Source organism: Paracoccus ferrooxidans, from assembly GCF_029909815.1.
In the GTDB taxonomy this organism is placed as follows: domain Bacteria; phylum Pseudomonadota; class Alphaproteobacteria; order Rhodobacterales; family Rhodobacteraceae; genus Paracoccus; species Paracoccus versutus.
On sequence record NZ_CP038200.1, the window covers coordinates 1 to 23,599 of the forward strand.

Below are 23,599 nucleotides of genomic sequence, written 5' to 3' on the forward strand. Positions count from 1 at the left end.
TTCAGGCTTCCGCCGAAGGCATGGTCCTCGTCCCCGGTGCGAGTGGATCATTCGAATACCGCCAACAAAGCTCATCATTCGCACGGCATTACGGGGCAAACGGCGCCCCAATCATTCCCCAGAATGAGCGTGAGGCATCGCTCCCACAAAATTCGCTGACGCTTCTTGAGCGGCCGGGCGGTGATGTGTCGGTGCCCCGCCGTGTCGTTGGACGCCCGGAAGTGATCGACGCCATTGAAAGCACGGCCATGCGCTATGGCGGCCATCCGGCATTGCGAAAGTCTGGACTGACCGTCAACGAATGGCGCTTCTTCTTCCGCGCCAACATCGAGGTCGAAAGCGCCTACAACCCGAAAGCCCGCAGCCACGTTGGCGCCATCGGCTTGGGGCAGCTCATGCCCGGCACCGCCGCCGTTCTCGGGGTCAACCCCCACGACATGCACCAGAACCTCGACGGTTCTGCCCGCTACCTGCTCTCTCTGCTGGATCGCTTCGGCACGAAAGAGCTGGCCCTGGCCGGCTACAACGCCGGCCCGGAAGCTGTTTCACGGCACGGCGGCATACCGCCGTATCGGGAAACCATCGGCCACGTCCGCAAGGTGATGGCCATTTTCAACCGTTTGTCAGGAGACATGCTATGACAAAGATGGTGCCGGCTTCAGCCTGGCAGTATGCAATTTTCATGGTGCTCGTCGCCGGCTTGGTCGCCGTCAGCACTTCACCTGCATTGGCCGCAGGTACGATCAATTTGAGCCCAATCACGAATATCCTCGTGGGCATTGCCACGACGCTGACCGGCCCGCTCGGGAAAGCGATGGCGACGCTCGCCGTTATCGGCATCGGTGTGGCATGGCTGATGGGCTATGTGGATTTCCGCACCGTAGTCTATGTCGTTGCAGGCATCGCCATCGTCGCGGGTGCAGCAACCATCGTCAACGCCATGTGGGGTAAATAACCGCCATGGTTAGACGGTCCCTGCTCTTTCTCGGTCTCATCCGTCCGCCTCGCCTCATGGGCCTGCCGATGTTCTATGCCGTGATCTGGATGGCAGGGTCCGTCATCGGATTCGTGTGGGCCGAGAGCTTCTGGATGATTCCGGTCTCGGCCCTCATTTACCCGGCTTTCTGGCTCGCAGCCGAATGGGACCCCCATTTCTTCGATGTTGTGACCATCGTGAGCAAGAAAACCCGCCGCACCAAAAACAGAGATCATTGGGGGGCTGATTCCTATGAACCGTAATTTGCCAATCGGCCCGGCCGCACTGGAAATACTGCCGCAATGGGTCCGCAAAGAGGAATCCGTTGCCTCGAAGTTGCCTTATGTCTCGCTGGTCGATGACCATACCATTCGCACCAAAGGGAATGAGTTCTTCCAGTGCATCCGCGTTTCCGGCCTGAACAGTCTGACTGTTGCCGATGAAATGCTGGACAGAATTAAGGATATTTTCGCCAGCGTGATCGCGCAGACCGGCGACAAGTTTTCCTACACGGTCCACAAGGTTTCGCGCCGGATCGACACGTCCTTGCCGCCAGTCGCAGGAGATAGCTTCGCGGCACAGATCGACCGGCGCTGGCAGGGCTACATGCAGCGGGAAAACCTGCGCGAACACACGATCACGATCACCGTCATCAAGCGCCCCGATGTGCTATCCAAGATCCCGTTCAGCCTGAACAAGTCGCGCGAACTGCTTGCCAGCCAGGTCAATGCACAGGTGGTCCAGCTTCACGAGGTCGTTGAGTTTCTGCGAACCGCACTGTCGAACATGGAGCCTCGCGTTCTCACGGCATCGAGCGGCGAATTGCTGGGGTTCCTCGAAAGCATCAATACCGGGATCGAGGTTCCGACCTTCCATAACACCCTTGACCGAACGGTTGCCGAGGCCGTGTCGAATACTCGCGTCACCTTCAAGGGCGACAAGATCTTTCTGACGGGTGGAAGCCTGCCGGACCGCGTCGGCATGATTTACAGCATCAAGGAATATCCGCGCGAATCCTTCGTGACCATGTTCGATGAACTGGACCTTCCGGTTGATATGGTGGTGTCGAATTACTTCACGCCGATCAACAACAGCATCATGGAAGAACGGCTTTCGCGCGAACTTCGCCGCCGGGAAGCCATTAACGACAAGGCGCAGAACTTGGTTAATGCGCTTGTAGAAGCGCAAAACCGGCTGGCGTCCGGTGAAGTGACATTCGGCCATCACCAGATGGCAGTCGCAATTTATGCTGACAGCGAGGACGAACTCGCAAAAATCAGCTCGCAAATCCGCAACATTGCCGTGACCGCCGGGGTCAAGATGGTGACGCAGGGCTATACTGCGCGCACAGTCTATTTTTCGCAGCATCCGTGCAACCGGGCCTATCGTATCCGCGAAGGGGCCATCACGAACGAACAGTTTGCCGACATGGCTGCGCTTCATCGTGCGGCTATGGGAAAGTCCGGGGGCAATGTGCCGTGGGGGACGCCGATCACATGGTTCCCGACAATCACCCGCAGCGCCTACCGCTTCAACTTCCACGAGGAAGGCGATCCTGGGAAGGAACCGACCAACGGGCACACGCTCATTCTCGGCCGCATGGGTTCTGGCAAGTCCGTCCAGGCAGCGTTCTTGGCCGCGCAGGCACAGCGCGTCGGTGCCAGGGTGTTCGTCTTCGACTACCGGCGCGGCATGGAAATGGCTGTCAGGGCTTTGGGCGGAAAGTATTCCGAGCTGCGCGCCGGCGAACGCACTGGATTGAACCCCCTTTGGGTGGAAACGGACACGGCCGGCCAAGAGTGGTTGAGCGACTGGCTCATCCACCTGATGGAAAGCGGCCACGGCCAGTTGCAGCCCGAGCAGTCGCGCGCTGTGCGCGCCGCCGTGCGACAAAATGCCGAAGCCCGAAACCTCAACCTTCGGACCTGGACGGAATTCGCGCAGCTCGTTGCCGCCACGCCTGACGGCGGGGCGCTTGCCGACCGGATGAACGAATGGACGGACGGGCACAGGTTCGGATGGATCTTCGGGCGTGAACGTGAGGACACTTTCTCGCTGGACGGGCAGTTCGTCGGATTTGACCTGACCGATATTCTGGACAGCGAGAACAACAAGGCGCGGATGGCGGTGCTGTCTTACATCTTCCGCCGGATCGAGCGGAAGATCGAGGACAAGAAACCTACCGTGATCATCATCGACGAAGCCTGGAAGGCGCTCGACAACGACTATTTTGCCGCTCGCATTGAGAACTGGCTCGTCACGGCCCGGAAGCAAAACACAGTCGTCGTGATGATGACGCAGTTTGCACACCAGCTTAATGCCTCTGCACATGGCCGAACGCTTTTGCAGGCTCTCCCGACCAAGATGATGCTGCCGAACAAAGAGGCATCGGTATCGGATTATGACGGCCTCGGCCTGAACGAAAAAGAGCTTGAAATTCTTATGGGGGTCAATCCGGGGTCGCGGGTCGCATTGCTTCGCGCGGATGACGGCTCCCACGTGATCGACACCGACCTGTCGGCACTCGGCAAGCTCCTGACGATCCTCGGCGGCATGAAAGCCGGTGAGGCTCTGGTTGGCGCCGATTATCGCACCCGCCCCGATTTCTGGAAAGGATTTGATGATGCGTAAACATGTTTTGTTGACCCTTATGGCCTCCCTTGCCGTCTCTGCCTGCGCTGGAACCCAATCGCAGCCGATCAAAAGCAAATGCTTCACGGCAAGGGGCGACCTGACCTGCAACCTCCGCCCGCTGCCCGAGCTGTGGGCCGAGGCTCGCCAGGACGCCGTTCGCAAGGTCGGCGTTTATGAAGGGGCGGTTGAAGACGGGCCTTACAATGTTGTGCAATAATCTGGCCTTTGCGCGACCGGCCATCGGCGGCCTGGTCGCAATGCTTCTCTCTACCGCCGCCGTAGCCCAGGGCGTCCCGGTGGTGGACCCGGCGAAGATCGCGAAGGAAGCCGAGATTACGGCCCAGATGGAAGCGGACCTTGAGCTTCAGCGTCAGAAGGATGAGGAAGCGAGGAAACAGCTCGAAGCCGAACAGCGGCAGCGTGAAGAGCTTGAGGCTGTGAAAGAGGGCATGACGCTGCCGAATGGCGGCGCTGATACCTCTGCCATGGTTTCGGGACTGGAAGGCGAAGCCGGCGCTGCGGATGCCGCCGGGACGGCTTACCGAGCCGAGAACAGCGCGGCCGCTGAACGTCTGTTCGGTGATGGACGCGAAAGCGTCGAACAGATCATCATCCGCGCCGCACAGGACACGCACCACCTTCAGAACGCTGGCCTGTCTCTGATCCAGTGGCGATGCTGGCTGCAAGCCCTGATCTGGCAGGAAAGCCGTTTCAATCCCTATGCCCGTTCGCCAGTCGGGGCCTATGGTCTTACCCAAATCATGCCCGGCACCGCGTCCGACCTCGGCATTCGCGGCACTTATGAACATGATCCCTATGTGCAGGCGGTTGGTGGTGCGCGCTATCTGGCCCAGCAACTCAATCGCTTCGGCGGCGACATGATCCTTGCCCTTGCCGCATATAATGCCGGGCCGGGCAATGTGCAGAAGCACGGCGGCGTCCCGCCGTTCAAGGAAACGCAGAACTATGTGACTGTGATCCCGAACAAATACCGGGAATATATGTCAAAACTTGGTGCTGCCGACCAGATCGGCTCCATCGAGGCGTCGTATATGGCGAACGCTGAAATGGCGATGACCGGCGGCGCCACGGCGGTCTACGCCGATGAAGTCATGCAGGACATGCAGGTGGCGATGACGCGCCTCGATGCAGTCATGTCCAGGATCGACAAGACGGCGAATGCTGCAGAGGCGATGGCGCTGAACAGCTATGTTCGGGCGGAGTTCGCCCGGCTTCTGGTCATGCGCACCCGTCTCAATGCCACCCGTTCCAAACCCCTTACTGCCGAACAGATCGCTGCGGCCTCGGCCTACGCGCAAGAGCGGCAGATGATGAATTTTGAACAAGAGGATCTGTAAGATGCCGAAAGCTATCAAACACTTTCTTTTCTGCGCCGGTATTGCCCTCGCCTCGCCGGTTGCGCTCCACGCCCAAGGCGTTCCTACCGTCGATACCCAGTCCATCGCGCAGCAGATCAACCAGATCAAGCGGATGCTGGAAGACTACGGCATCCAGACCGATATGCTCAACAAGCTGGTTGACCAGCTTGCCGAACTGGAAAAGCAGACAAGCGAGCTTCAGGGCATCTATGCGGTCCTAACGGGGAAGGCCGATATTCAGGGCCTTCTCATGGGCGGCGCGCTCGACAAGGTGCTGGACCCAAAGATGACCAGCATCCTTCAGACCGCCTCGTCGGCCTCGTCAGGTGACTGGTCGGGGCTGTCCTCGGGGTATCGGACGGCCATCAAGTCCTCTGCGCAAGCCACGATGACCAAGGCCGGTCTCGATCCCGCGCGCGTCGAACAGATGGGGAAATCGGCCGATGTGGGGCAGCAGCGGGCGGCCACGCAGGCAACGACAGGCGCGGTCGTCGCGGCCGCCGCGGATACGGTGCAGCGCGAAAGCGCCGTCAGCTTGCAGCGTCTCGACACGCTGGTTGGCGAGATTCCCGAGCAGACCGGCATCAAAGAGGCCATCGACCTCAACACGAGGATGATGGGCGAAGCGGTCAAGGAGCTGATCTTGAACAATCAGCTTCTCGCCATGCAGAGCTACGGGATGGGCATGTCGGACGTGTCGCAGGCGAGCGCCTGGGCACAAGAACAAGAGATGATGGACTTCACCATCCCGGACATGAAGTGAGGCCATAATGTTCAATTTCAAGAACAAAAAGGCGCAAGCCACGCCAGTCGTCGCCAGGGAACAAGCTAGTGTGATCGAGGAAGAGCTGATCTACGGCTCGGCCCGCCGGGAAGCGTTCTGGAAGAAATACGGCACCGCAGGCTGGGTGTTCGGCGCCTTCGGATGCATCATGGCCGCTATTGTGGCGGTCAGCCGTGAAACGCCGGCACCCGCCCTGGTGCCGTTCGACCCTTCAACCGGGAGGGCGCTGCCGATGGTGAACCTGGAAGCGATTTCGATTCAGCAGCGCGACGCCGTGGTGCACTCGCTCGTCTATTCCTATGTCCGGGACCGCGAAACTTTCAACCAGCTCGACAACGATGTGCGGGTGCGCTCGGTCCTGGAAAGATCCTCGGGCGCGGCGCTTGAGTCGATGCGCAGCCTCTGGTCGTCAGAAAACCCGGACTATCCCGAGCGGAAATATGGTCCCCGCGCCCGCATGGACGTGGAAGTCCTCTCCGTCACCCTGATCACGGAAGATCGGGCGACGGTGCGCATCAGGAAGCGCCTGGCCGACGACGATGGCGTGACCCAGGGGCTTTTCACGGTGACGCTCGCTTTCCGCTACGAAACGACCGAGGCCCGCTCTCTCGATGAAGTCTGGACCAATCCCTTCGGCTTCACTGTTTACGAATACGGCATTGCTTCTGACAGGTTGGAGGATCACCAATGAAGCTCGCATTGGGTTTTGCCATCGGCATGTTTGCCGCAGGGTTTGGCGCATCTTCGGCACTGGCGGAAGTCACGCCCAGGGCTGGTAATCTCGACGCCCGGGTTCGCTATGCGCAATGGGTGGACGGTCAGGTGTATCGGGTTCAGACCCAAATGGGCCGGGTGACTTCGGTGGAATTTGGCCCCGATGAACAGATCACGTCCGTGATCGCGGGCGATACGGTCAGCTTCAACTTCGATGCTGTGCCGGGCGGAAGCGCCTTCGTGATGAAGCCGACAGTCAGCGGCGCGGCGACGAACATCAACGTCTATACCAACAAGCGGCAGTATTACTTCGAGGTTTCGGAATCCCCGAGGGCGCAATTCTCTGTCGTCCGGTTCACCTATCCCCGCGGATCGGGCAGCTCCACCCCTGCAAATCGCCAGATCGTTCGCGGGCCGGCCAACCATGATTATGGCGCGAACATCATCAATGCCGCCAGCCCAACGCAGGTGTGGGATGACGGCGCATTCACCTACTTCAAATTCCGCCGCAACGGTGAAATGCCTGCCATCTTCAAGGTCACGACCGGGCAGGAAATCACTGTCAATTCCACGACCATGGCGGACGGAACCGTTCGTGTCACAGGCACCAGCCCGTTTTGGGTGCTTCGCTTGGGGCAGGTGGAAACGACTGTCGGCATGATGAAAGCTGTGAGGTTGGTGAAATGAGCGATCAGGAAAATGATGCCCTGCGTAAGCGCCTCGCTGAACTTCAGGGCGAGAGAGCGGCCGGGCCGGTGCAATCCAAGCCGAAGCCGAGTGCGGGAAAAATGGCTCTCATGCTGGGCGGTGCCGCCGTCCTGGCCGGCGCCGTCTATGTCTATTCGCAGCCCGAGGGCGAGGGCGACCTGCCGATTCGACAGGCCAGCGAATTTCAGACGGAAGGTAGCGGCTTTGGCGACCTGAACCGCCCCCAACGGGCCGAACCAGCGCCGGAAGCTGCACCCGAACCCGAGGCAGAGCCGGTGCAGACTGGCGACAACAGCGAAGTGGTCGATCTGATCCGCAGCCTACAGGAGCAAATCGACGGGCTGAAGAAACAGCCGGCCGAGGCCCCGCAAGTCGATGACGACGCCCTGGCCGCGATGCGCGAAGAACTCGACCAGCTCCGGCAACAGGCCGAGGCGCGCGAGCGCGAGTTGCAGGATGCGATCCAAGGTCGTGATCTGGAAATCGCTGGTCTGAACAACGAAATGGACATGCTGCGCCTTCATGGCGGGCAAAGTCTTGCACCAGGCGGCAACGAGGATCTTCTTGCGCAACGGCGCCAGGCGGCTGACGAGGCTGCCCAGCTTGAACAGCAGCGCCTCACATCCTCGATGATCGCCATAGGCGGTGGCGGCGTCGGCAGCGAGGCAGCGGGTGCGATCGGCGGTATGATGGGTGGCGACCCTGCGGCAGAACAGCAGGCTGCGAAACTTAGCGATGACGCGCAGTTCGTTCGCAATGCCGGTCGGCCTGTGCAGGTGCAGCGCGCGGAAATCATCGTCAACCCGAGCAACACCGTGACGCAGGGGACGATGATTCAGGCTGTCCTCGAAACGGCCATAGATTCCACGCTCGAAGGTCCGATCCGGGGACAGGTGACGACCGATGTTGTCGCCTATGATGGATCGCGCGTCCTGATCCCGCGCGGCTCCAAGCTGATCGGCAGCTATTCCTCTGATCTGGATACGGGGCAAAGCCGTCTTCTGGTCGCATGGGAACGGATCATCATGCCCGACAACCAATCGGTGCAGATCAGCTCCTTCGGTGGCGATGCTTTGGGCCGGTCTGGAACCACCGGCAAGGTCAACAACCATTTCCTCAAGCGGTTTGGAGCTGCGGCGCTGATTTCGACAATCTCGGCCATACCTGCGATTATCGAGGATAACGGCAACGACAGCAGCGGCGTCACGATCTCGACGGGCGGCGGCAGCACCCAGGCTGTTTCCGGGGTGACTGACGCCCTGGGCGGCGCGACGGACGCGGCCATTGGTAAATACATCAACATGCCGCCGACGATCACGGTGCCCCAGGGCACCCGGATCACTGTCATGGTGGATCGCGACCTTGAGATTTTCTAAGCATGAACGACATGAGACACGGCAGCTATCTTGACGAGGCGCTTTCGCGGATTGGGGCTGTTATCGACAGCCCCAAACTGGTTGAAATCGCCATCAATCCTGATGGGCGAATTTGGTGCCTTGAGCATGGCGATGCTTCTATGCAGCCAATGGACCGCGCACCAATGACCCGCATCGAGCTCGACGATCTCGGCCGCCACATTGCCAGCGCCGGAAAGCTGACCATCGGTCGGGAGTCCCCGATCATCTCGACTTCGGTTGAGTATCGAGGCCGCCCTGTGCGGGCGCAGGTGGTCAGCGAACCCGCGGTCCTGATGGGCGCTGCCATTTCCTTGCGATTCTTTTCGACGCTACCGCTGGATCAGATCGAAGTGAAATTCCTGCACGGCCGCGAATTTTCCGTGGATGACGCCCGTGTGGAAATGAAGCAGCATCTGAGGAAGCTGGCTGGGGACGGCGACATCGACGGTGCAATGCGCTTCATCGTGGACAGAAAAATGAACGCCCTGATTTCGGGGGCCACGGACAGCGGAAAGACAGTCTTTGCCCGGAAAATGCTCTCGTTCGTGCCGGACCACGAGCGCATGATTACCATCGAGGACGCAGCCGAACTGGTGCCAGGGCAACCGAATGTGGTGACGCTGATCGCTGACCGTGACAGCAAGGCCCGAACGCCCGACATTCTGCTAACCTCATGCCTGCGGATGCGCCCGGATCGGCTGATCGTGGGCGAGGTTCGCGGCCGCGAGGCGATGACCTTCATCGAGGCGATCAACACGGGGCATGGCGGGTCCATGACGACGATTCACGCCGAGACGCCAAAGCTGGCCTTGGCTAAGCTGGCGATCATGGCTCTGAAGGCAGACCTGCCGCTCACATATGCCGATACGCTGCGCTACATCCAAAGCTCGATTGACGTGGTGATCCAGACTGGCCGGGCTGGGGGTGATCGCGGCGTCTTGGAGTTTTATTTGCCTGACAGCATCGACCACGGAGGCCCCGCAGATGTTTAGCACGAAGATGACCGTTATCGGGGGCGTGGCCGTTCTCGCAGCGGGTGCAGTGGCTGCGATAAGCTTTTTCGGGGCGGCATCCCCGAAAGCTGAAACGGTGCCTAGTGAACAAGCGGGGCAGATGGACATGACGATTCCAAGCATCGGTAATCGAAAGGCAGGCTCTCGCGTCACAAGGGACGGATGTGTCAGACCAGCGCGCCCGGCATGGGCAGTCGATGCAGCTCCCAAAGACACGTATAAGGTTACTCTACTGATCGACCTATATGAGATAGGAAGAAAGAATGCCATTCTTGAAAGTAATTCCTGCGCTTGTGAAGTGCAGTTCCCGTCGTGGGATAATGCAGAAGCAGAATTCAATGATTTAATCGCCAACTCCGATGGCGATAGCTTTATCGAAACAGTATACGCCAAGTCGTCAGAGGCGTCTAAATTGAATAAGCCGGCCCTTGATGTTTGTGAGCAATATTGGGGGCGGAGAAAATGAAGATTGTTGAATATATAACTACTACCGCAGAATCTTTTCTTACCGATGTGGCCCGAAGCACGTTTTTGTCACTGGTGACGGCTTCAGGCACGTTGGTTGGATACATGGCAGTCCTTGCCGTGTCCTTAGTCGGCATCAACATGATGATGCAGCTTCGACCTATTTCATGGCCCTCGGCGATAGGGTTGATGATCAAACTGGCATTGATCGGGATTTTTGCATGGAACTGGAACCAGTTTTGGAATGTAGCGAATGCAATCATTAAAGCGATTGAAGCCCTTGCTGCACAAATTTTGGATTCTGCCGGTTCCTCTTGGGGTGGCTCCACTATCGCTGACGGCTTTGGGTCCGCCATCGACCACGTTATTGTAAAAATGTCTGAAGCTTCGACAAACATTGCTTCAGAGTTCGGCGGATGGCTTATGGGGGGACTTATTGGCTTTGCGTGCACAGTTGGATTGGTAATAATCGGGGCTTTGGCTACTGTCGGAATCATCTTCCCAAAAGTCGTCATAACCGTTCTTCTCGGTCTCGCACCTATAGCAATCGCCATGACGCTTTTCGACAATACTAAAAACTATTTTGAGCGTTGGGCATCATCGTGCGTTAGCTGGGCGCTCTATCCAATATTCATAGCCTCTATTTTTTCCATCATGATAGGAATGGGGAATAAGATGATTTCCGATATTGGAACCGATACCTTCGGTAGCATCGGGGCTTTCATCCCATTTCTAATGCTTGAGGCATTAATTGGCTTGTGTGTATTCCTTCTGCCAATGCTTGTGTCCTCGGTCTCTGGAAACCTTCAGCAGATCGGAGTTGTGGCAGCTGCGCGGCTTGGGACGGGCGCTCTCGGTTCAATGGCAAGTGCCGGTATGCAGTCCTTCGGAGCTGCAAAACGCCTTGCTCAACTACCCGGTGAGACAATTCGCGGTCAGAACGCCCTTGGCCGTGCCGGGCAAGCATTGGCCGCGCATCCCTCTGTGCAGCGAGCCTCGACGGGGGTTGCAGTAACGCTCAATCGGATGCAGGAAAGAGCCAGGCTGTTGCGAAAATAGGATAACGAGAAGGCTTCCCAGGCCGCTTTTTCGATAGGAGTTGGGGATGAGCATTGACCTTGAGGCCATGAGCTTGTCCGAGCTGCGCAACCTGCACAAACAGGTCGGCCGGCAGATCGAGACCTATGAGACACGGCAAAAACAGAAAGCCGTTGACGCGGCGAAGGAAGCCGCCAGCCAGTTCGGCTTTTCGCTGAAGGATCTTGTGGGTGAGATCCCGAAGGCGAAAGGATCTGTTGCACCGAAATACGCCGATCCCGAGGACAAGACGCTGACCTGGAGCGGCCGAGGCCGAAAGCCCCGGTGGGTCCAGGCCAGGCTCGATGAGGGCCGTAGCTTGGATGACCTTGCGATCTGACTGCCCTACCCTCTCTCGAAGAAGCCTGGGTGGGGGGTATTAATCCCATAGGTGATTGCACCGTCACCGAACCGGGCATTGATCTGATCGACCGCGGCGGACACCTGTTCGCCGCGTGTCCGTTCCGCCGGGGCCAGTGGCTTCAGCAGGTCGCCTTGACGCTCGCCCAGCAGAGACACGTCCCCGAGCTGGACGCCGACCGCTATCACCCGGCCTGGTCGCACGTTACGCCAAAGCGACCGCCATAGAGCGCGGTGCAGGCGCAGAAAAAACGCTGTGTCCTGGTTTGGGAAGCACGACACCCCGCGCGACCAAACCGGGCCGGCCAGCATCGAGACTGACAAGCTGAAACGCCCGGCTACGCGGCCGTCCCGGCGCAGCCGTGCGGTTGCCTTCTCGACCAACCAGCGTCCGACCATGTAGGCCCGCAGCGGGTCGCGAAATTCCGGCGACAGGATTTTGCTGTTCCCGAAACCGCCCCGTTGCGTCGCGGTCAGCGGAATATCCATCCCCTGGAGCATCCGAACAAACCGCTCGCCTTCGACTGACCGCCAGATCATTCGCGCGTGACGCGGATCGAGCTGGCAGAGCTGCACCACGTCATAGACGCCGGCACGCATCAGCCTGTCCTTCATCGCCCGCGAGATGCCCGGCAGATCATCCAGCGCCAGGTGCGCGATCCTGCCCGGCATGTTCTCGGCCGACAGCCATTGAAAGCCGTTTGGCTTCTCCAATTTTCCCGCCAACTTGGCGAGCAAATGGTTCGGTCCAACGCCGGCGGAAAAGCGTAGACAGGGGCCAACCTCTGTAGCGACGGCCGCCTTCAGGCGCGCCACAAGCTCGGCCGCACCGTCCAGCGTCTGCGCTTCGCCGGAAAGCGCAAGCTGAAATTCATCGACCGACCGAATGTGGGTCAGTTCGGCATGGCGGTCCAGAACGTCCGCGACGGCCAGGTTGAAGCGCACATAGAGCCGGTGCCGGCTCGGGCGGAACACGATGCCGGGGCACAAGCGGCGGGCGTCAGCAACCCGGGTGCCGGTTTTGACACCATAGGCTTTCGCCTCGTAGCTGGCCGCAACGCAGGCCCCGGCGTCCGAATCGACGGCGGTGATCGCCACCGGCCGGCCGCGTAGCGCCGGATCGAGATGCTGTTCGACCGAAGCGAAAAACGAGTTCATATCGAGATAAAGGACGCGGAAAAGGGGCATGGCACTAGATTTCGCGGATAGGCAGGTCGCAACTAATGTTCTATCTTTGTTCTACTGCATCAAGGGGGCAAAATGGACAGGTCTGGTCAGCTTCGCAATGTCGCCTTCGGCGGTTCGTGGTCAGAACAGATCGCGGGCCGGGAAGAATTGCTCCATGCCCTCGAAACGCTGAAGCGCGCCGCGCGACGTGCCGGGCAGCATGATCCGGTTCGGGACATGGATGTTGGCCCGGCGCTCGATCTCGCCAGTCGTGACCATCCCAAGGGTGCCATGCTGCGCGCAGCATGGGCGCGCGCCGCAGCTATCAAAGCGCCGACGCTGCGCGTGGCAGAGCTTGCCCGTGTTGCCGACCTGCTGGCTGAAGCCTATGGCGGCAGATTGGGATAGGCATTGACGAGACCGGATTTCCGCTCGCAGGCTGAAAAGCAAAGGAGAGGCCGATGTGCAATCTTTATGCGATGTTAGCGAGCCAGGACAGCACGCGCCGACATTTCGCCGTCGATCCGACCCGCGACTATTTGGGCAACGCAGAACCCCTTCCCGCCATCTGGCCCAAATATGAAGCTCCGATCCTTCGGTTGGGCGAAGACGGAACCCGCGAGCTGATCTCGGCTCACTGGGGGTTCCTGACGCCCAAGGTGTCGGCCAAGACCGGCAAGTCGCTGAAGCCGGACGCCTGGAACAATGCCCGCGACGACAAGCTGACTAAATCCGGCCTTTGGAAAGACAGCTTTCTGAACCGGCGATGCCTGATCCCCGGAACCAGCTTCCGGGAAGCAAAGGGCCGCAATCCGGCAAAAGATTTCTGGTTTGCTCTAGTCGGGACCGATCCTCGCCCCATCTTCGCCTTCGCGGGCCTGTGGCGAAGCGGTCAGCCCGGCATCGAGGGCGATGAAGGCGGTTGGACCACGCACACGATGGTGACGACTTCGCCCAACGAGCTGGTCGAGCCGGTTCATCCGACACGGATGCCCGTCATCCTCGATCCCGAGGATTACGAAACCTGGTTGCACGGCTCGCCGGCCGAGGCGGCCGCGCTGCTGCGGCCCTACCCGGCCGAGCGTATGCGGATCGCAAGACAGGGCTTCGGCGTTCTTACGGATAATGGAGAGTGAAGATGGCAATCATAGAGGACATGCCCGACGAAATCGCCGGCGATGTGTGGAACGTCCAGGTCCACGGGCCAGGCGATGGTGGGCGTTGGTTCGTCCAAGGGCCGCTGCTGGGGGACGTGCCCGGTGACGACGAGCTGGTGCCTTCCTTCATCGTCGACAGCCGCAACGCGGCTTTGTCGATGGCGTCAGATCTCGCGAGCGGTGGACCAGCCGGGACCGTAATCTATACCGATCCCGAAAAGTAAGCGAGGCCGTGATATGGCAGATATTCCCAACGACCTGATAAATCAGCTTCTGGCAGCACTGACCGGCCTCGGTGATGCTCCCCAGGACATAACAGATCCTGTCCGGGAACATCACGGATCCGAAATTGCCATGGCCTTGGATGAGCTGCTCGCAGCGAGCTACCAGATCGTGGAGGCCGCTGGTCAGTCGGTAACCTTCCCACCTGATGATGTGTAGAAAAAAGCGGCCCGTAGGCCGCTTCTTCATGCTGTCGCTGCCATCGGCTCCGCATCGTCGTCCGGAGGCGGCACGATGCCGTTCACCCTCCGAGCAGCAGACCGCAGTGCCTCAACAGCATCGTCGCTCGTCCGCAGAAGCTTGTCAGCCTGAACGGCCATCGTCACCCGCCGCCTCCGCATGGGGGCTGACGGTGCCGGAGCTGGTGCCGCCTGCGTTGGCGCAGGTTGATCCGGGCTGTTCTTCACCATCGCCAGCAGCGTGGACGCAGGCAATACCGCGCGCACCCGGCTCCTTTTCTGCGCGTTGGCCTCGATCTTGGCCGCGAGCTGCTCGATGCGGTGATTGGCGCGGTCCAGATCGCCACGAACATCGCGCAACTGGTGGTCTTTCGGATCGGGGGCGGGCAGCGGGCCGGTCTGGCTCTCGAAGATCGGCTTCAGAACACGGTCCTCGAAATACTTGATGCGCCATGCCTTGATGGGATGCTGGCCGTTCGCGAGAATGACCACCTCGTCAGGCTTGAGCCGCCCGGCCTCGTCCTCCGTCAGCAAGTCGCGTTCCTCGTTTCGTTCGGAAATGTTGATCCCGTTAAAGGGCCCCTTGCCGACTGTCTTGGATTTCGAGACCACGCGGTGCGTGGTTTTGCCGACTGCCGCCGAAAGCTCGGACCTGGTCCGCTGTTCGCTTGGTGCGAGATAAACCTTGATACCCGCGCCCCCTTGGAGCGAAAGCCGGGTATCTTCGCCATAGATCTTGTCCAGCGCCGGGATCGTCTGCGTCACCACGGCCAGGTGGCCGCCATAGGCCCGCAGGGTCTTGATGCTGTCGGTAACGCTCGGCATCCGCCCCAGCATGTCGAACTCGTCAAGCATGATCATGACGCGCCACGGTTCGTCTGGTCCGGGCAGGTGGTCATGCAGGCTGGACAGCAGATCGGAAAAGAACAGCCGCACAAGCGGCGCGATGGCGCGGATTTTGTCATGGGGCGGGGCGATGAAATATGCGGTCTGCGGCCGCCGGCGGAAGTCCCGGAAGTTGAAGTCGCTTGTTTCGGTAGCCCGGTCGATAGCGGGGTTGGACCACAGAGTCAGACCCGAGGTCATCAGCAGCGAGAGGTAGGACGTGAGGGTGCGGTCGTTGGTCGATGCCAGGCGCTCGAATAAGAGCCGCGCGGCGGGACTTTGCACCTTGTCCGCATAGCTCATGTATTGCTTCTGCTTGTCACCCCCGGCCGAGGCCAGCCGATAGATTTCACCCAAAGTCGGCGTTCCGCGCTCCATCGCGAAGATGCCGCAGGCGACGAACAGATCAATGCCGCCGTCAAGCAGGCCCTTCGCCCCGTCATCCTCGGTCTGTAGGAACAGCTCGGCCAGCAACCGTATCTCCATCTGACGCTGATCGGGGTTCTTCAGCGAATAGATCCGATCCAGAGGGTTGTAGCGGTGGCCGGGGTTTTCCCAATCGAGCGGAGCAAAGCGCCAGATTTTATCGCCCTGCGACTGGCGATGCCGGCTGGTCAGCTCGAAGTTTTCGCCCTTCACGTCCAGGACCACGGCCGAACCCTTGAACAGCAGCAGGTTCGGAATGACGAAGCTGATGCCCTTACCCGCACCTGTCGGGGCAACCATCAGGCAATGCGGCCAGGTGGACGAGCTGAGAAACTGCGCACGGCTTTTGGATGGGCCGGCCTTCGCAACGACGAAGCCCCTGCCCGGCACGTCGAAAAACTTGTTGGCCTTCAGCTCGCGTGGCTTCTGCCAATGAGTGCGGCCGAAGGTCGTCAGGCTTTCCGTCAACACCTTGGCTGCGAACAGAAGCGACAAGATGATGCACGCGCCCAGGATTAGATTGAGGATCTGGAAGGCCCGCGGATCATTGTTCTTCAACTTGGGGTATTCACGCAGGATCGCCAGCCAATCCAGCGTCTGACCGTTGTGGCCCCTCCAGAAGGACAAGAAGCCTGTGCCGACGATGTAGGCGAAGCCCACGCCGATCAGCATGAAAAGCAGGACGCCGCCAAGCAGCCTTAGCTTATTCATGGCCGCCTCCTTCATGACCGCGTTCGCGGCGCTGTTGTTCGCGCTCGGCTGCAAGCTGTTCATTCACGCGATCAAGACCCTGCTGTGCGGTCGGATCATTCGTGGACCGCAGGTAATCGCGGGCCATCGCAAGCTGTTCCTCGCGGCTGCCAATCCCTTTCAGACCATCCACGTCGCCCCGCTTCAGGCGCTCGATCTCGTCCCGCGTGAGGGCACGTTCGACAGCCTCGCGGAGCCGGCGTTCGTCGTCGGCGCCGACAGGATTGGCGTATTGGCGCAGCTCGTGACGTGCGGCCTCGGTCGAACCGATAGAGATAGTCGGGGCATGTTCACGAGCATCAGCCTCGCGTGACCGCGCGATTTGCTCACGAGTGTCCATGTTGTGACCTAGTTCTCGTGAGGCGTTTGCAGAGGCGATCTGCACGGCAGACACCACTTGGAAACGCTGCCCCTGGGATTTGTTGAAGTCCTCAATAAGGTCTGTCGTATCGCCCTTCCGCAATCTGTCCCACGCACCGCGCCCATAAGCTCCGTCAACCTCGGCCATAGCTGCATTAGCATCTGCTGCGGTGGCAAATCGGGCACCTTGCCCGGCAGCATATGACGACCGCAGGGCCTCAAGCACAGCAACCGCCTTAGAGGTATCGTCAGATCGATTTCGATTGGCTGTTTCGTCACCAAAGACCTGATCGAGCACCTGCCTTGTGTCCGCTTCCCTCGATCTTGCTATCTGGTCGGCCGTGTCCTGCCGGTTGAATTGAGCTTCTGCCTGTTCGCCGAGATAATCCGGGTCGCCATGAGCATCATAGTCGATGGCGTTCTCACGACGCTGCTGCTCGTGATACTCACGCAATGCGGCAATGTTCTCCTCGCTTGGCACCAGATCATTTTCATCTACGGGGCTTTCCAGCCGCAGCTCTGCATCGTGTTCAGCTGCGGTCCTGATCTGTGCTTCGGTCATTTCAAGCCGTTCACCGTCGCCAGTGATGACAGGAATCTGAACCTCACCGCTGTTCGCCAGCAACTCTTGTTCCTCGCGCTGCATCTGGATCATCGCATCGGTGGCAGCATCGAGTTCCGCGTCCTCCTGCTCCTGGGCTCGGCGCGCATCGGCGGAAATCTCGTCTGCCAATCTGGTATCACCATCAGGGAACCGCGCCTCGTAATCTGCAATGGCATCGGTCCCTGCCTCGGCCGAGGCGGCACGGCGTTCGATCGCATCGTCGATGCCATAGTCTTTTGCGATACGGTTATGCGCCGCCTCGACAACCTCAAGCGCCTGCTGCATCTGCGCCTCGTCGCGCAGATCGAGGCCGCGCATCTCGGCCACATTCTGCACGTCCTGCTGCGTCCATCGGGTTTCCAGTGCGGCCGAGTTGGCCCCCACGCGCATCCGCGCCTCAACCTCGACAGGATCAATGCCCGTGCCGTCCAAGGCAGCCGACAGCTTGTCGCGCCCTTCCACAGCCAGGCGGGAATTGATCGCCTCGACGTTCTGGGCCGAATAGATACCATCATTGCTGGCAACGTCGCTTAGGTCACGCGAGCGTGCCCCAAGGGGTTGCAAATGCTCGACAGATGCAAGCGCCTCTGCAAGTTGGCGCTCCATGACAGGGCGTTGGTTCGGTGCAGCCTCGGAAATGCTGCGTTCGGCGCGATCCACGGCGTTTTTCAGGTCGGCGGCGGCGCGGTCAAAATCTTCCTCAACAGTCATGTATGCTTCTCCTTTCGCCAAAATGACCCCGCCTTTGGCGAGGACCTGGGCTGCTTTTTCAAATGCGGTCGCAAGATCCTGCATATTGCTGGCCGAGGCGAAGCTCGACAGGTCGCGATAGCGCAGGGACCAATCGCGAATCTCGTCCTTGGCACGGGCCAGGGCTGCACCGACACGCGGCTTACCGGCTGGGGCCTCGAAGGCTTGGCCGGTATCTGCCGCCTTCTCCTTCGCCCGCCGCCACTGGCCGTCAGTTGGCGGATAGTTCACATGGCCACGTTGAAGCCGGGTGGTGGCTTCGAGCTGGATGCCATACCGCTTGGCATGGTCAACCATGGCCTCCTTGAAGGTTTCATAGCTGTATTCGGTCCCGCGCCGCAGGGCAAAATAATCACCCTGCCCGCCGCGCCGGTTGACGATGATATGGGCATGAGGGTTCTTGTTCGGGCTGTCCGTGTGAACGGCAATCATGTAATCGAAGCGCCCGCCCAGCTTTTCACGGCAAATCTCGCCAGCAATCAGGCTGACATGGCGGGGGTTCGCCCCACGCGGAAACGACATGACCATGTGGGTCGTGCGCGCGGCATTCAACTTGCCTTTCCAGTCATCCGCCCACCGCGCAACCGCGCGGTCGATCTGCTCGGGTGTCAAGGTCTTGGTGTGATCCAGCAAGCCCTTGGAATCGTGAATATCGACGCTCTTGCTGAACAGATAGCTGAACTGCGAAGCCAGTTGCTCGCGAGACGAACAGCCCCCCGTTCGGATCAGTTTGAAAAACGCCGGCGACGCCCCTTGCGCGGCACGGGCCATGTGACGAGCCGCGCCAAGGTTGCGAGTGCGCCCTACCCTGCCCCAATCATCCTCGAACAACCGGCCTGTTACGGCCGCAACTGCATCACGACGCTGCATCGTCAGCCCCCGTCAGCCCCGCAATAAGCCGCCTGACCGTCTCCGAGGCCCGCCGGCCTTCAAGCTCCCGCACCGTCACCCCCACGCCGTCGATATGCTCAAGCAGATCGGCAAGTAGCTGTTGTTGCTCCTTGCTGATTTTCAGCTTCTGACCGCGCCGCAACTCGTAGTTCTTCGCTGCGACAAGCTGGTTCACGTTGCGCCCCAGCGCCGAAAGCTCGTTGCGCAGATCGTTGATTGCATCAGCCAGATAGGGATCAGGCTCCAAAAAAGCCGAAGGGACACGGCACACCCGGCGCAGAGCATCAGCGCGGCTCTTGATGCCGAGGCGACCAACGAAAGCGTCGAACGCGCGTAGTTCAGCCCGATCAACCGTGAAAGACACTGGCGCTGTGCCGACCTGAACGGCCGATGCCTTGTCGTGAAAGCGCCTGATGGCCCGATAGATTGTTGGCCGTGTCACGCCAAAACGCTTCGCCAGGACGGCCACGGGGACGCCTGAACGGACGGCTGCGACGATCTTTTTCTCGTCCGCGGGGGTCAATTTGTTTGATCTACCGGGCATGACCAAAGTGTAAAAAATTACGATTGCATTTCTTGCCATCGTTACATCGCAGTATCAGGCCAGACTGGCTGACTGTCAAGGAAGGCTGGCTGGAATGGTGCTGCGATTCCGTTTCATGCCCGGTATGCCCACCTTGCGCATACCCCCCGCAGAAGCGACCTGCGGGCGCTGTGGCGGTCCAGGACGTATCGTCCCGCATGGCGATTCATTTTTCTGCCCGGTCAGCCCACACGAGCCGTCCAGGGCGCGATATGCACTGCATAATTACCTTAATGCTGCACTCGATGCTGAATTATCTCATGCATTGCTGCATTCACTTACTTATCAATGTATTCCATCACGTTGCACATAATTTTCTTATGTATGCGTGGCTGTATGTGAGTATCTTTGGTTTACTGCATGTGCGCGAGCACGACTTTACTAACGCCCTGCCTAGTGCTAGGGTGCCTGCGCTTACGACTGAATTAGGGGCAGGAAATGGCAATCGTTCTCGGGATGATGACGAAAAAGGGCGGGGCGGGAAAATCGACCCTCACGAAGCTGCTGGCGTCGGCCGTAGTCTTCTCGGGGCACAAGTGCCTCGTCATCGACCTCGATCCGAATGAGGACATTTTGACCTGGTGGACCTCGGCCACAGAGCAGGGCAACCATGATGACCGGCTGACGGTTCGAGCCACCCTAAACTCGGAAGACCTGTTCGAGTTGGTTGATGAGCATGATGATAAGGTCGAGTTCATCCTGATCGACACGAAAGGGGAGGGGGCGGATTGGGCAGATCACCTTGCAAGCGTATCGGATCGGCTGATTGTTCCATGCCTTAACTCGCGGTCGGATGCCGAACGGACCCGCGAAACGTTGCAATGGTATTCCGACCTGAAAACCCGCGTGGATGACCCTGCCAGTGTTCCCCCATTGCATGTGGTGCTAACGAGGATGCCCACGAGTCTCTTGTCCTATGACGGACGGGGGACACCGAAAGGTATGACGGGCAACGACATGGCGCGCTACAAAGCCATGGTGCAGGAGTTTCAGCCTCTGAAAAGCATCGTGCCGGAACGCAGCCAGTATCGGGACATGGACGAACGGGGGCTGCTGGGCACGCTTTTGGACCAGGCGCGCAACGGCGAGTGGAAGGACAAAGGGCAGGCGTTGCACTATGAAAGCGCCCTGGCGCACGCAACGGACCTGATGAACTGCATCCTGACGGGGGAAAAGATGGAGGCGGTGGATGGCGCGTGAACGCATGAAGATCACTCGGCCAGACCAGACCGGGTTCGGAAAATCGGTCCAGACGGGCCGTCCCAAACTTGGCGCCATTAACCCAGAGGCGATTAAAGGCTTCAAGCAACCTGCTGCAAAAGCGTCCGAGCCTAGCCAGCAGACCACAGAGCAGCCTGTTGCAAACCTGCCGCCAGACCCACAAGCCGCGCCGGTTCCGCAACAAAATGTCGATGCAAAACGGGAAAAGGCCCCGCCCACGGCAAGCTCGACCTTGAGCGCGCCGCCGGAAACGGAGCGCAAAAAGCGTGAAAAGTCGGTGGACTCCGGGCTAGCCGAGCTGATGCTGCCGCCGCGCTCACAGGCCGGAAGAAATCCGGTCCAGATCACCCTAAGGCTTCGCGCTCTTGCAAGGCATGTGCCGCCGCTTCAAGAACTCGAAGCGAGGGGTTTTCCCCGCGAGGCGGTTCTTCGCAGCGCCTTCAAGAACATGCCCAAGGTCCGCTTCGAGCCTCGGTATGTGCCACAGGTGCAGGAAGTCAGCGCGGGCAATGAATGGGCTTGGCGGTTCTCGCCGGGCGTGTCGCCAGACGTGCTATCGCAGATCGCGGCGCAGGTCCGTGATGGAGACAAGGCACCGCGCTCCGCGTTGCTTCTCGGTCAGGTCGAACCTGACTGGTTCGCGTCCCTAGACGAAACGATTGAAAGGCTTTTGAAATGAAACATTGTCTGATCGCCGCCCTTTGCCTTGCGTCCGGTCCTGCTCTCGCATGGACGGAAACCAAGGATTTTCGGGGCCTTCACGTCTATGAAGCATCCGGCGAGGGTGTTGCGCTGTCTGTGGTCTGCGATCCTGATGGGGCGATGATTCCCCCGGAAAATCACCTGATGATGACGGTGCAGGGGGAAAACTACAGCGGCGACTATCAGCTAAAGTCGTCGGAACGCAGCTTTGAAGGGCAGATCCAGAACGGAACGCTGGTCAGCACCGATGGCGATCCATGGAACGAAGTGATCGCGGTGCTGCGCAGCGGTTCGGAGATTGGCCTGTCGATCAACGGCATGAACTATGCCCTGAACACCGATCAACCCTTCCCGGTGGAATGCGGTTCTTCCACTGAATGATCTGCGATCTGCCGTCCGGGCGGGTGGCAGACCATGCAGAAGGGCAAGGCAGAATTGTCCACCCGAGGCGCGAAAGCGGCTTGGGCTTGCAGCCGACCGAACGGGACGTGCCATCATGGAGCGAAGGAACGTGAGGAAGTGCTGTGGACAATTCAGTGCTCGTGCCCGGCTTCGACGATCCTGCCTTGGTCCCGTCCAGGGCCTGCGTGGCGAACGCAAATCATCACGCGGCGCGGCTTGCCGCGCCTCAATTCAACCGGCGGTGGCCGGCCGGCCGCAGGCCCGGAAAAGTCTTCGGCAGTCCTCAGATTGCCGACCATCTGCGGCCTTCCAAAATAATGCTTTGTTTCAATGAAACAATTATTCATATCGCAATGGTCTGGCCCGGCGGTCGATCCGCCGGGCCAGACCATTTGAGGGGCCGAAAGGGCAGGGGCCTTCAACAACATACGAGCTATTTATTTGGCATGGTGAAGGGGCCAATCTTCGCCCCGGGTTGCGCCAGCCTTTCGATCTCGACCAGGATCTCGGCTTGTCGATCTGCGGGAACGCCCTTTTCGGTCCAGATGGAACGCAGCTCATCAACAGGGTCAATTATGCTATCGGACCTTCTGTCTTGTTGGGGGCCGCTCATGCGGCCGCCCTTTCCTCGCTGGTGGCGCCTGCGGCCTTCAACAGCAGCTCGGCCGCTTTCTGCGCTTCGGACGCGGCCTTGAAGATCAGCCGCTTGTCATCTGCCAGCGCCCGCAACCAGCCTTCGACATAGGCGCCCGACTGCCCGAAATCAGGGGTCAGGCCGAGGCTGGCGCAGGTCATGCAGTTCCCGATCTCGGCAATCAGCTCCTCGAACGCATAGGCTTTGCGGTCGGTGAACCGGGAAAACCGATCCAGCCGGGACTTGTGGCCGGTCCAGTGGCAAGCCTCGTGGGCGAGGGTGGCATAGTAGCGGCCTGCGTCGTGGAAGGTGGCAATCGGCGGCATATGGATGAAGTCATGCGCCGGGTGATAATAGGCGTGCGGCTCTTCGCTGGTGCGAATTTCTGCGCCAGTGGCGGCAAAGAAGGCATCCAGCCGGGGATCGGCCTCGGTGCCAAGGTCACGGGCGGGCTCGGGCGGGGCGGCTTGGAAGCTCTCGGGCAGGCCGTCGATCTGCTCGGCGTTGAAAACCGTATAGCCTTTCAGGTAGGGAATTTTCCTTTCCTCGCCCGTCTCGGCATCTTCGCGGTCGAAAGTGCCGTATTTGACGACCGTTGAGCCTTTTTCGCCTTTGCGAACCTGCCCGCCATGCTCCTGCGCTTGGCGATAGGTGAACCAGTGCGCTGCCCGATAGCCTTTTTCCATCGCAGCGAGCCACAGCATCAGGACATTGATGCCGCGATAGGTTTCGCCATTTGCGCGGCGCGGCATCTGCATGGCGGCGGCGTCGCCGGTCCAGGGCTTCCGCCATGCCGGGGTGCCCGCCTCGATGCTGGCAATGATCTGGTCGGTGACATGCTGATAGAGGTCGAATTTCTCGGCCATGGTCCATTCCTTTTTGCGATGGCGGCGGGGTCTTGGTGCCCCTGTCCGCGATGGGCGTGGCCTCTCCGGTTTGATCTGGAAAAAGCCCCGTGCTTTTTCCGGAGCGAAGCGGGGAGGGCGCAGCCCTGCCCGCGGCCGACTGGCGGACTGTCAAGGGTCGGGAGGCCGGGGTGGTGCGGCCCGCAGCGCGCAGCGCGAGGACACGGCCCGGCTGGACGACGACGCGCGTCACG

Annotated in this window: 25 protein-coding genes and 1 pseudogene; 21 read left to right on the forward strand and 5 right to left on the reverse strand. The window is 60.0% G+C overall.

Features of this window, described 5'->3' with window-relative positions:
- Nucleotides 1-20: 20 nt before the first annotated feature.
- The 14 genes and pseudogenes from E3U26_RS12730 to E3U26_RS12795 all read left to right on the forward strand — a co-directional run bounded on the left by E3U26_RS12730 (nt 21) and on the right by E3U26_RS12795 (nt 11,487).
- Nucleotides 21-641 (forward strand): annotated as a pseudogene (locus E3U26_RS12730) (lytic transglycosylase domain-containing protein).
- On the forward strand, nt 638-955 hold the full coding sequence (locus E3U26_RS12735; RefSeq protein WP_499105849.1) for a TrbC/VirB2 family protein: 318 nt from the start codon (nt 638-640) through the stop codon (nt 953-955). The pseudogene E3U26_RS12730 and the gene E3U26_RS12735 overlap by 4 nt, the downstream one beginning before the upstream one ends.
- Nucleotides 956-960: 5 nt before the next feature.
- On the forward strand, nt 961-1,239 hold the full coding sequence (locus tag E3U26_RS12740; RefSeq protein ID WP_036743822.1) for a VirB3 family type IV secretion system protein: 279 nt from the start codon (nt 961-963) through the stop codon (nt 1,237-1,239).
- The gene (locus tag E3U26_RS12745; protein WP_499105850.1) at nt 1,229-3,607 is read left to right on the forward strand and encodes a VirB4 family type IV secretion/conjugal transfer ATPase; all 2,379 of its coding nucleotides are present in this window, start codon (nt 1,229-1,231) and stop codon (nt 3,605-3,607) included. The genes E3U26_RS12740 and E3U26_RS12745 overlap by 11 nt, the downstream gene beginning before the upstream one ends.
- Nucleotides 3,597-3,827: a hypothetical protein gene (locus E3U26_RS12750; protein WP_243785680.1), complete on the forward strand. Its 231-nt coding sequence runs from the start codon at nt 3,597-3,599 to the stop codon at nt 3,825-3,827. Before E3U26_RS12745 ends, E3U26_RS12750 begins: the two co-directional genes overlap by 11 nt.
- Nucleotides 3,796-4,968 (forward strand): lytic transglycosylase domain-containing protein, encoded by a 1,173-nt coding sequence (locus E3U26_RS12755; protein ID WP_499105851.1) that lies wholly within the window; start codon nt 3,796-3,798, stop codon nt 4,966-4,968. The genes E3U26_RS12750 and E3U26_RS12755 overlap by 32 nt, the downstream gene beginning before the upstream one ends.
- A gap of 1 nt (nt 4,969) precedes the next feature.
- Nucleotides 4,970-5,752 carry a TrbJ/VirB5 family protein gene (locus tag E3U26_RS12760; protein WP_499105852.1) on the forward strand — a complete coding sequence of 261 codons (783 nt, stop codon included), beginning with the start codon at nt 4,970-4,972 and terminating at the stop codon, nt 5,750-5,752.
- A gap of 7 nt (nt 5,753-5,759) precedes the next feature.
- Entirely contained in the window at nt 5,760-6,464 is a 705-nt protein-coding gene (locus tag E3U26_RS12765) for a VirB8 family type IV secretion system protein (protein ID WP_499105853.1), read from the forward strand.
- Nucleotides 6,461-7,174, forward strand: coding sequence for a TrbG/VirB9 family P-type conjugative transfer protein (locus tag E3U26_RS12770; protein WP_499105854.1), 714 nt, complete (start codon nt 6,461-6,463; stop codon nt 7,172-7,174). The genes E3U26_RS12765 and E3U26_RS12770 overlap by 4 nt, the downstream gene beginning before the upstream one ends.
- Nucleotides 7,171-8,571 (forward strand): TraB/TrbI/VirB10 family type IV secretion system protein, encoded by a 1,401-nt coding sequence (locus E3U26_RS12775; protein WP_499105855.1) that lies wholly within the window; start codon nt 7,171-7,173, stop codon nt 8,569-8,571. Before E3U26_RS12770 ends, E3U26_RS12775 begins: the two co-directional genes overlap by 4 nt.
- An 11-nt stretch (nt 8,572-8,582) precedes the next feature.
- Nucleotides 8,583-9,584: a P-loop NTPase family protein gene (locus E3U26_RS12780; protein ID WP_499105856.1), complete on the forward strand. Its 1,002-nt coding sequence runs from the start codon at nt 8,583-8,585 to the stop codon at nt 9,582-9,584.
- The gene (locus E3U26_RS12785; RefSeq protein WP_243785687.1) at nt 9,577-10,071 is read left to right on the forward strand and encodes a hypothetical protein; all 495 of its coding nucleotides are present in this window, start codon (nt 9,577-9,579) and stop codon (nt 10,069-10,071) included. Before E3U26_RS12780 ends, E3U26_RS12785 begins: the two co-directional genes overlap by 8 nt.
- Nucleotides 10,068-11,129: a TrbL/VirB6 family protein gene (locus tag E3U26_RS12790; protein ID WP_243785688.1), complete on the forward strand. Its 1,062-nt coding sequence runs from the start codon at nt 10,068-10,070 to the stop codon at nt 11,127-11,129. The genes E3U26_RS12785 and E3U26_RS12790 overlap by 4 nt, the downstream gene beginning before the upstream one ends.
- A gap of 46 nt (nt 11,130-11,175) precedes the next feature.
- The gene (locus tag E3U26_RS12795; RefSeq protein WP_499105857.1) at nt 11,176-11,487 is read left to right on the forward strand and encodes an H-NS histone family protein; all 312 of its coding nucleotides are present in this window, start codon (nt 11,176-11,178) and stop codon (nt 11,485-11,487) included.
- A gap of 5 nt (nt 11,488-11,492) precedes the next feature.
- Here E3U26_RS12795 and E3U26_RS12800 read toward each other — a convergent pair whose 3' ends face one another.
- On the reverse strand, nt 11,493-12,695 hold the full coding sequence (locus E3U26_RS12800) for a DNA polymerase Y family protein (RefSeq protein WP_499105858.1): 1,203 nt from the start codon (nt 12,693-12,695) through the stop codon (nt 11,493-11,495).
- 72 nt (nt 12,696-12,767) lie between these two features.
- Between E3U26_RS12800 and E3U26_RS12805 the strand changes: the two genes are divergently transcribed.
- The 4 genes from E3U26_RS12805 to E3U26_RS12820 are packed head-to-tail and all read left to right on the forward strand — an operon-like array spanning nt 12,768 to nt 14,272.
- Complete coding sequence (locus E3U26_RS12805; protein WP_499105859.1) at nt 12,768-13,082, forward strand: hypothetical protein; 315 nt, start codon at nt 12,768-12,770, stop codon at nt 13,080-13,082.
- Between the two features lie 53 nt (nt 13,083-13,135).
- Nucleotides 13,136-13,810: an SOS response-associated peptidase gene (locus tag E3U26_RS12810; RefSeq protein ID WP_499105860.1), complete on the forward strand. Its 675-nt coding sequence runs from the start codon at nt 13,136-13,138 to the stop codon at nt 13,808-13,810.
- Nucleotides 13,811-13,812: 2 nt separating this feature from the next.
- Complete coding sequence (locus E3U26_RS12815; RefSeq protein WP_499105861.1) at nt 13,813-14,055, forward strand: hypothetical protein; 243 nt, start codon at nt 13,813-13,815, stop codon at nt 14,053-14,055.
- Nucleotides 14,056-14,068: 13 nt separating this feature from the next.
- Nucleotides 14,069-14,272: a hypothetical protein gene (locus E3U26_RS12820; RefSeq protein WP_499105862.1), complete on the forward strand. Its 204-nt coding sequence runs from the start codon at nt 14,069-14,071 to the stop codon at nt 14,270-14,272.
- A gap of 26 nt (nt 14,273-14,298) precedes the next feature.
- On the opposite strand, the gene E3U26_RS12825 is transcribed toward E3U26_RS12820, so the two are convergent.
- Genes E3U26_RS12825 through E3U26_RS12835 form a run of 3 tightly spaced genes read right to left on the reverse strand, consistent with a single transcriptional unit; the run spans nt 14,299 to nt 19,541 of the window.
- Nucleotides 14,299-16,377 carry a type IV secretory system conjugative DNA transfer family protein gene (locus tag E3U26_RS12825; RefSeq protein ID WP_499105863.1) on the reverse strand — a complete coding sequence of 693 codons (2,079 nt, stop codon included), beginning with the start codon at nt 16,375-16,377 and terminating at the stop codon, nt 14,299-14,301.
- Nucleotides 16,307-18,937 (reverse strand): relaxase family protein, encoded by a 2,631-nt coding sequence (locus E3U26_RS12830; protein ID WP_499105865.1) that lies wholly within the window; start codon nt 18,935-18,937, stop codon nt 16,307-16,309. The genes E3U26_RS12825 and E3U26_RS12830 overlap by 71 nt, the downstream gene beginning before the upstream one ends.
- On the reverse strand, nt 18,924-19,541 hold the full coding sequence (locus E3U26_RS12835) for a helix-turn-helix domain-containing protein (RefSeq protein ID WP_499105866.1): 618 nt from the start codon (nt 19,539-19,541) through the stop codon (nt 18,924-18,926). Before E3U26_RS12835 ends, E3U26_RS12830 begins: the two co-directional genes overlap by 14 nt.
- Before the next feature lie 438 nt (nt 19,542-19,979).
- Here E3U26_RS12835 and E3U26_RS12840 point away from each other — a divergent pair, with 438 nt between their 5' ends.
- Genes E3U26_RS12840 through E3U26_RS12850 form a run of 3 tightly spaced genes read left to right on the forward strand, consistent with a single transcriptional unit; the run spans nt 19,980 to nt 21,845 of the window.
- The gene (locus E3U26_RS12840) at nt 19,980-20,741 is read left to right on the forward strand and encodes a ParA family protein (RefSeq protein ID WP_499105867.1); all 762 of its coding nucleotides are present in this window, start codon (nt 19,980-19,982) and stop codon (nt 20,739-20,741) included.
- Nucleotides 20,731-21,441, forward strand: coding sequence for a dihydrolipoyllysine-residue succinyltransferase component of 2-oxoglutarate dehydrogenase complex (locus E3U26_RS12845; protein WP_499105868.1), 711 nt, complete (start codon nt 20,731-20,733; stop codon nt 21,439-21,441). Before E3U26_RS12840 ends, E3U26_RS12845 begins: the two co-directional genes overlap by 11 nt.
- Nucleotides 21,438-21,845, forward strand: coding sequence for a hypothetical protein (locus tag E3U26_RS12850; protein WP_499105870.1), 408 nt, complete (start codon nt 21,438-21,440; stop codon nt 21,843-21,845). The genes E3U26_RS12845 and E3U26_RS12850 overlap by 4 nt, the downstream gene beginning before the upstream one ends.
- Nucleotides 21,846-22,475: 630 nt before the next feature.
- Here E3U26_RS12850 and E3U26_RS12855 read toward each other — a convergent pair.
- The gene (locus E3U26_RS12855) at nt 22,476-23,366 is read right to left on the reverse strand and encodes an ArdC family protein (RefSeq protein WP_499105871.1); all 891 of its coding nucleotides are present in this window, start codon (nt 23,364-23,366) and stop codon (nt 22,476-22,478) included.
- Nucleotides 23,367-23,599: the final 233 nt, after the last annotated feature.

Excerpts from the sequence above, each read along its gene's own strand:
- E3U26_RS12825 (WP_499105863.1), bottom strand. The coding sequence starts at position 16,377 with ATGAACAGCTTGCAGCCGAGCGCGAACAACAGCGCCGCGAACGCGGTC.
- E3U26_RS12795 (WP_499105857.1), top strand. The coding sequence starts at position 11,176 with ATGAGCATTGACCTTGAGGCCATGAGCTTGTCCGAGCTGCGCAACCTG.
- E3U26_RS12840 (WP_499105867.1), top strand. The coding sequence starts at position 19,980 with ATGGCAATCGTTCTCGGGATGATGACGAAAAAGGGCGGGGCGGGAAAA.
- E3U26_RS12820 (WP_499105862.1), top strand. The coding sequence starts at position 14,069 with ATGGCAGATATTCCCAACGACCTGATAAATCAGCTTCTGGCAGCACTG.
- E3U26_RS12835 (WP_499105866.1), bottom strand. The coding sequence starts at position 19,541 with ATGGCAAGAAATGCAATCGTAATTTTTTACACTTTGGTCATGCCCGGT.
- E3U26_RS12830 (WP_499105865.1), bottom strand. The coding sequence starts at position 18,937 with ATGCAGCGTCGTGATGCAGTTGCGGCCGTAACAGGCCGGTTGTTCGAG.
- E3U26_RS12780 (WP_499105856.1), top strand. The coding sequence starts at position 8,583 with ATGAGACACGGCAGCTATCTTGACGAGGCGCTTTCGCGGATTGGGGCT.
- E3U26_RS12765 (WP_499105853.1), top strand. The coding sequence starts at position 5,760 with ATGTTCAATTTCAAGAACAAAAAGGCGCAAGCCACGCCAGTCGTCGCC.
- E3U26_RS12790 (WP_243785688.1), top strand. The coding sequence starts at position 10,068 with ATGAAGATTGTTGAATATATAACTACTACCGCAGAATCTTTTCTTACC.
- E3U26_RS12845 (WP_499105868.1), top strand. The coding sequence starts at position 20,731 with ATGGCGCGTGAACGCATGAAGATCACTCGGCCAGACCAGACCGGGTTC.
- E3U26_RS12815 (WP_499105861.1), top strand. The coding sequence starts at position 13,813 with ATGGCAATCATAGAGGACATGCCCGACGAAATCGCCGGCGATGTGTGG.
- E3U26_RS12740 (WP_036743822.1), top strand. The coding sequence starts at position 961 with ATGGTTAGACGGTCCCTGCTCTTTCTCGGTCTCATCCGTCCGCCTCGC.
- E3U26_RS12775 (WP_499105855.1), top strand. The coding sequence starts at position 7,171 with ATGAGCGATCAGGAAAATGATGCCCTGCGTAAGCGCCTCGCTGAACTT.
- E3U26_RS12800 (WP_499105858.1), bottom strand. The coding sequence starts at position 12,695 with ATGCCCCTTTTCCGCGTCCTTTATCTCGATATGAACTCGTTTTTCGCT.
- E3U26_RS12850 (WP_499105870.1), top strand. The coding sequence starts at position 21,438 with ATGAAACATTGTCTGATCGCCGCCCTTTGCCTTGCGTCCGGTCCTGCT.
- E3U26_RS12770 (WP_499105854.1), top strand. The coding sequence starts at position 6,461 with ATGAAGCTCGCATTGGGTTTTGCCATCGGCATGTTTGCCGCAGGGTTT.
- E3U26_RS12805 (WP_499105859.1), top strand. The coding sequence starts at position 12,768 with ATGGACAGGTCTGGTCAGCTTCGCAATGTCGCCTTCGGCGGTTCGTGG.
- E3U26_RS12745 (WP_499105850.1), top strand. The coding sequence starts at position 1,229 with ATGAACCGTAATTTGCCAATCGGCCCGGCCGCACTGGAAATACTGCCG.
- E3U26_RS12760 (WP_499105852.1), top strand. The coding sequence starts at position 4,970 with ATGCCGAAAGCTATCAAACACTTTCTTTTCTGCGCCGGTATTGCCCTC.
- E3U26_RS12785 (WP_243785687.1), top strand. The coding sequence starts at position 9,577 with ATGTTTAGCACGAAGATGACCGTTATCGGGGGCGTGGCCGTTCTCGCA.
- E3U26_RS12855 (WP_499105871.1), bottom strand. The coding sequence starts at position 23,366 with ATGGCCGAGAAATTCGACCTCTATCAGCATGTCACCGACCAGATCATT.
- E3U26_RS12810 (WP_499105860.1), top strand. The coding sequence starts at position 13,136 with ATGTGCAATCTTTATGCGATGTTAGCGAGCCAGGACAGCACGCGCCGA.
- E3U26_RS12735 (WP_499105849.1), top strand. The coding sequence starts at position 638 with ATGACAAAGATGGTGCCGGCTTCAGCCTGGCAGTATGCAATTTTCATG.
- E3U26_RS12750 (WP_243785680.1), top strand. The coding sequence starts at position 3,597 with ATGATGCGTAAACATGTTTTGTTGACCCTTATGGCCTCCCTTGCCGTC.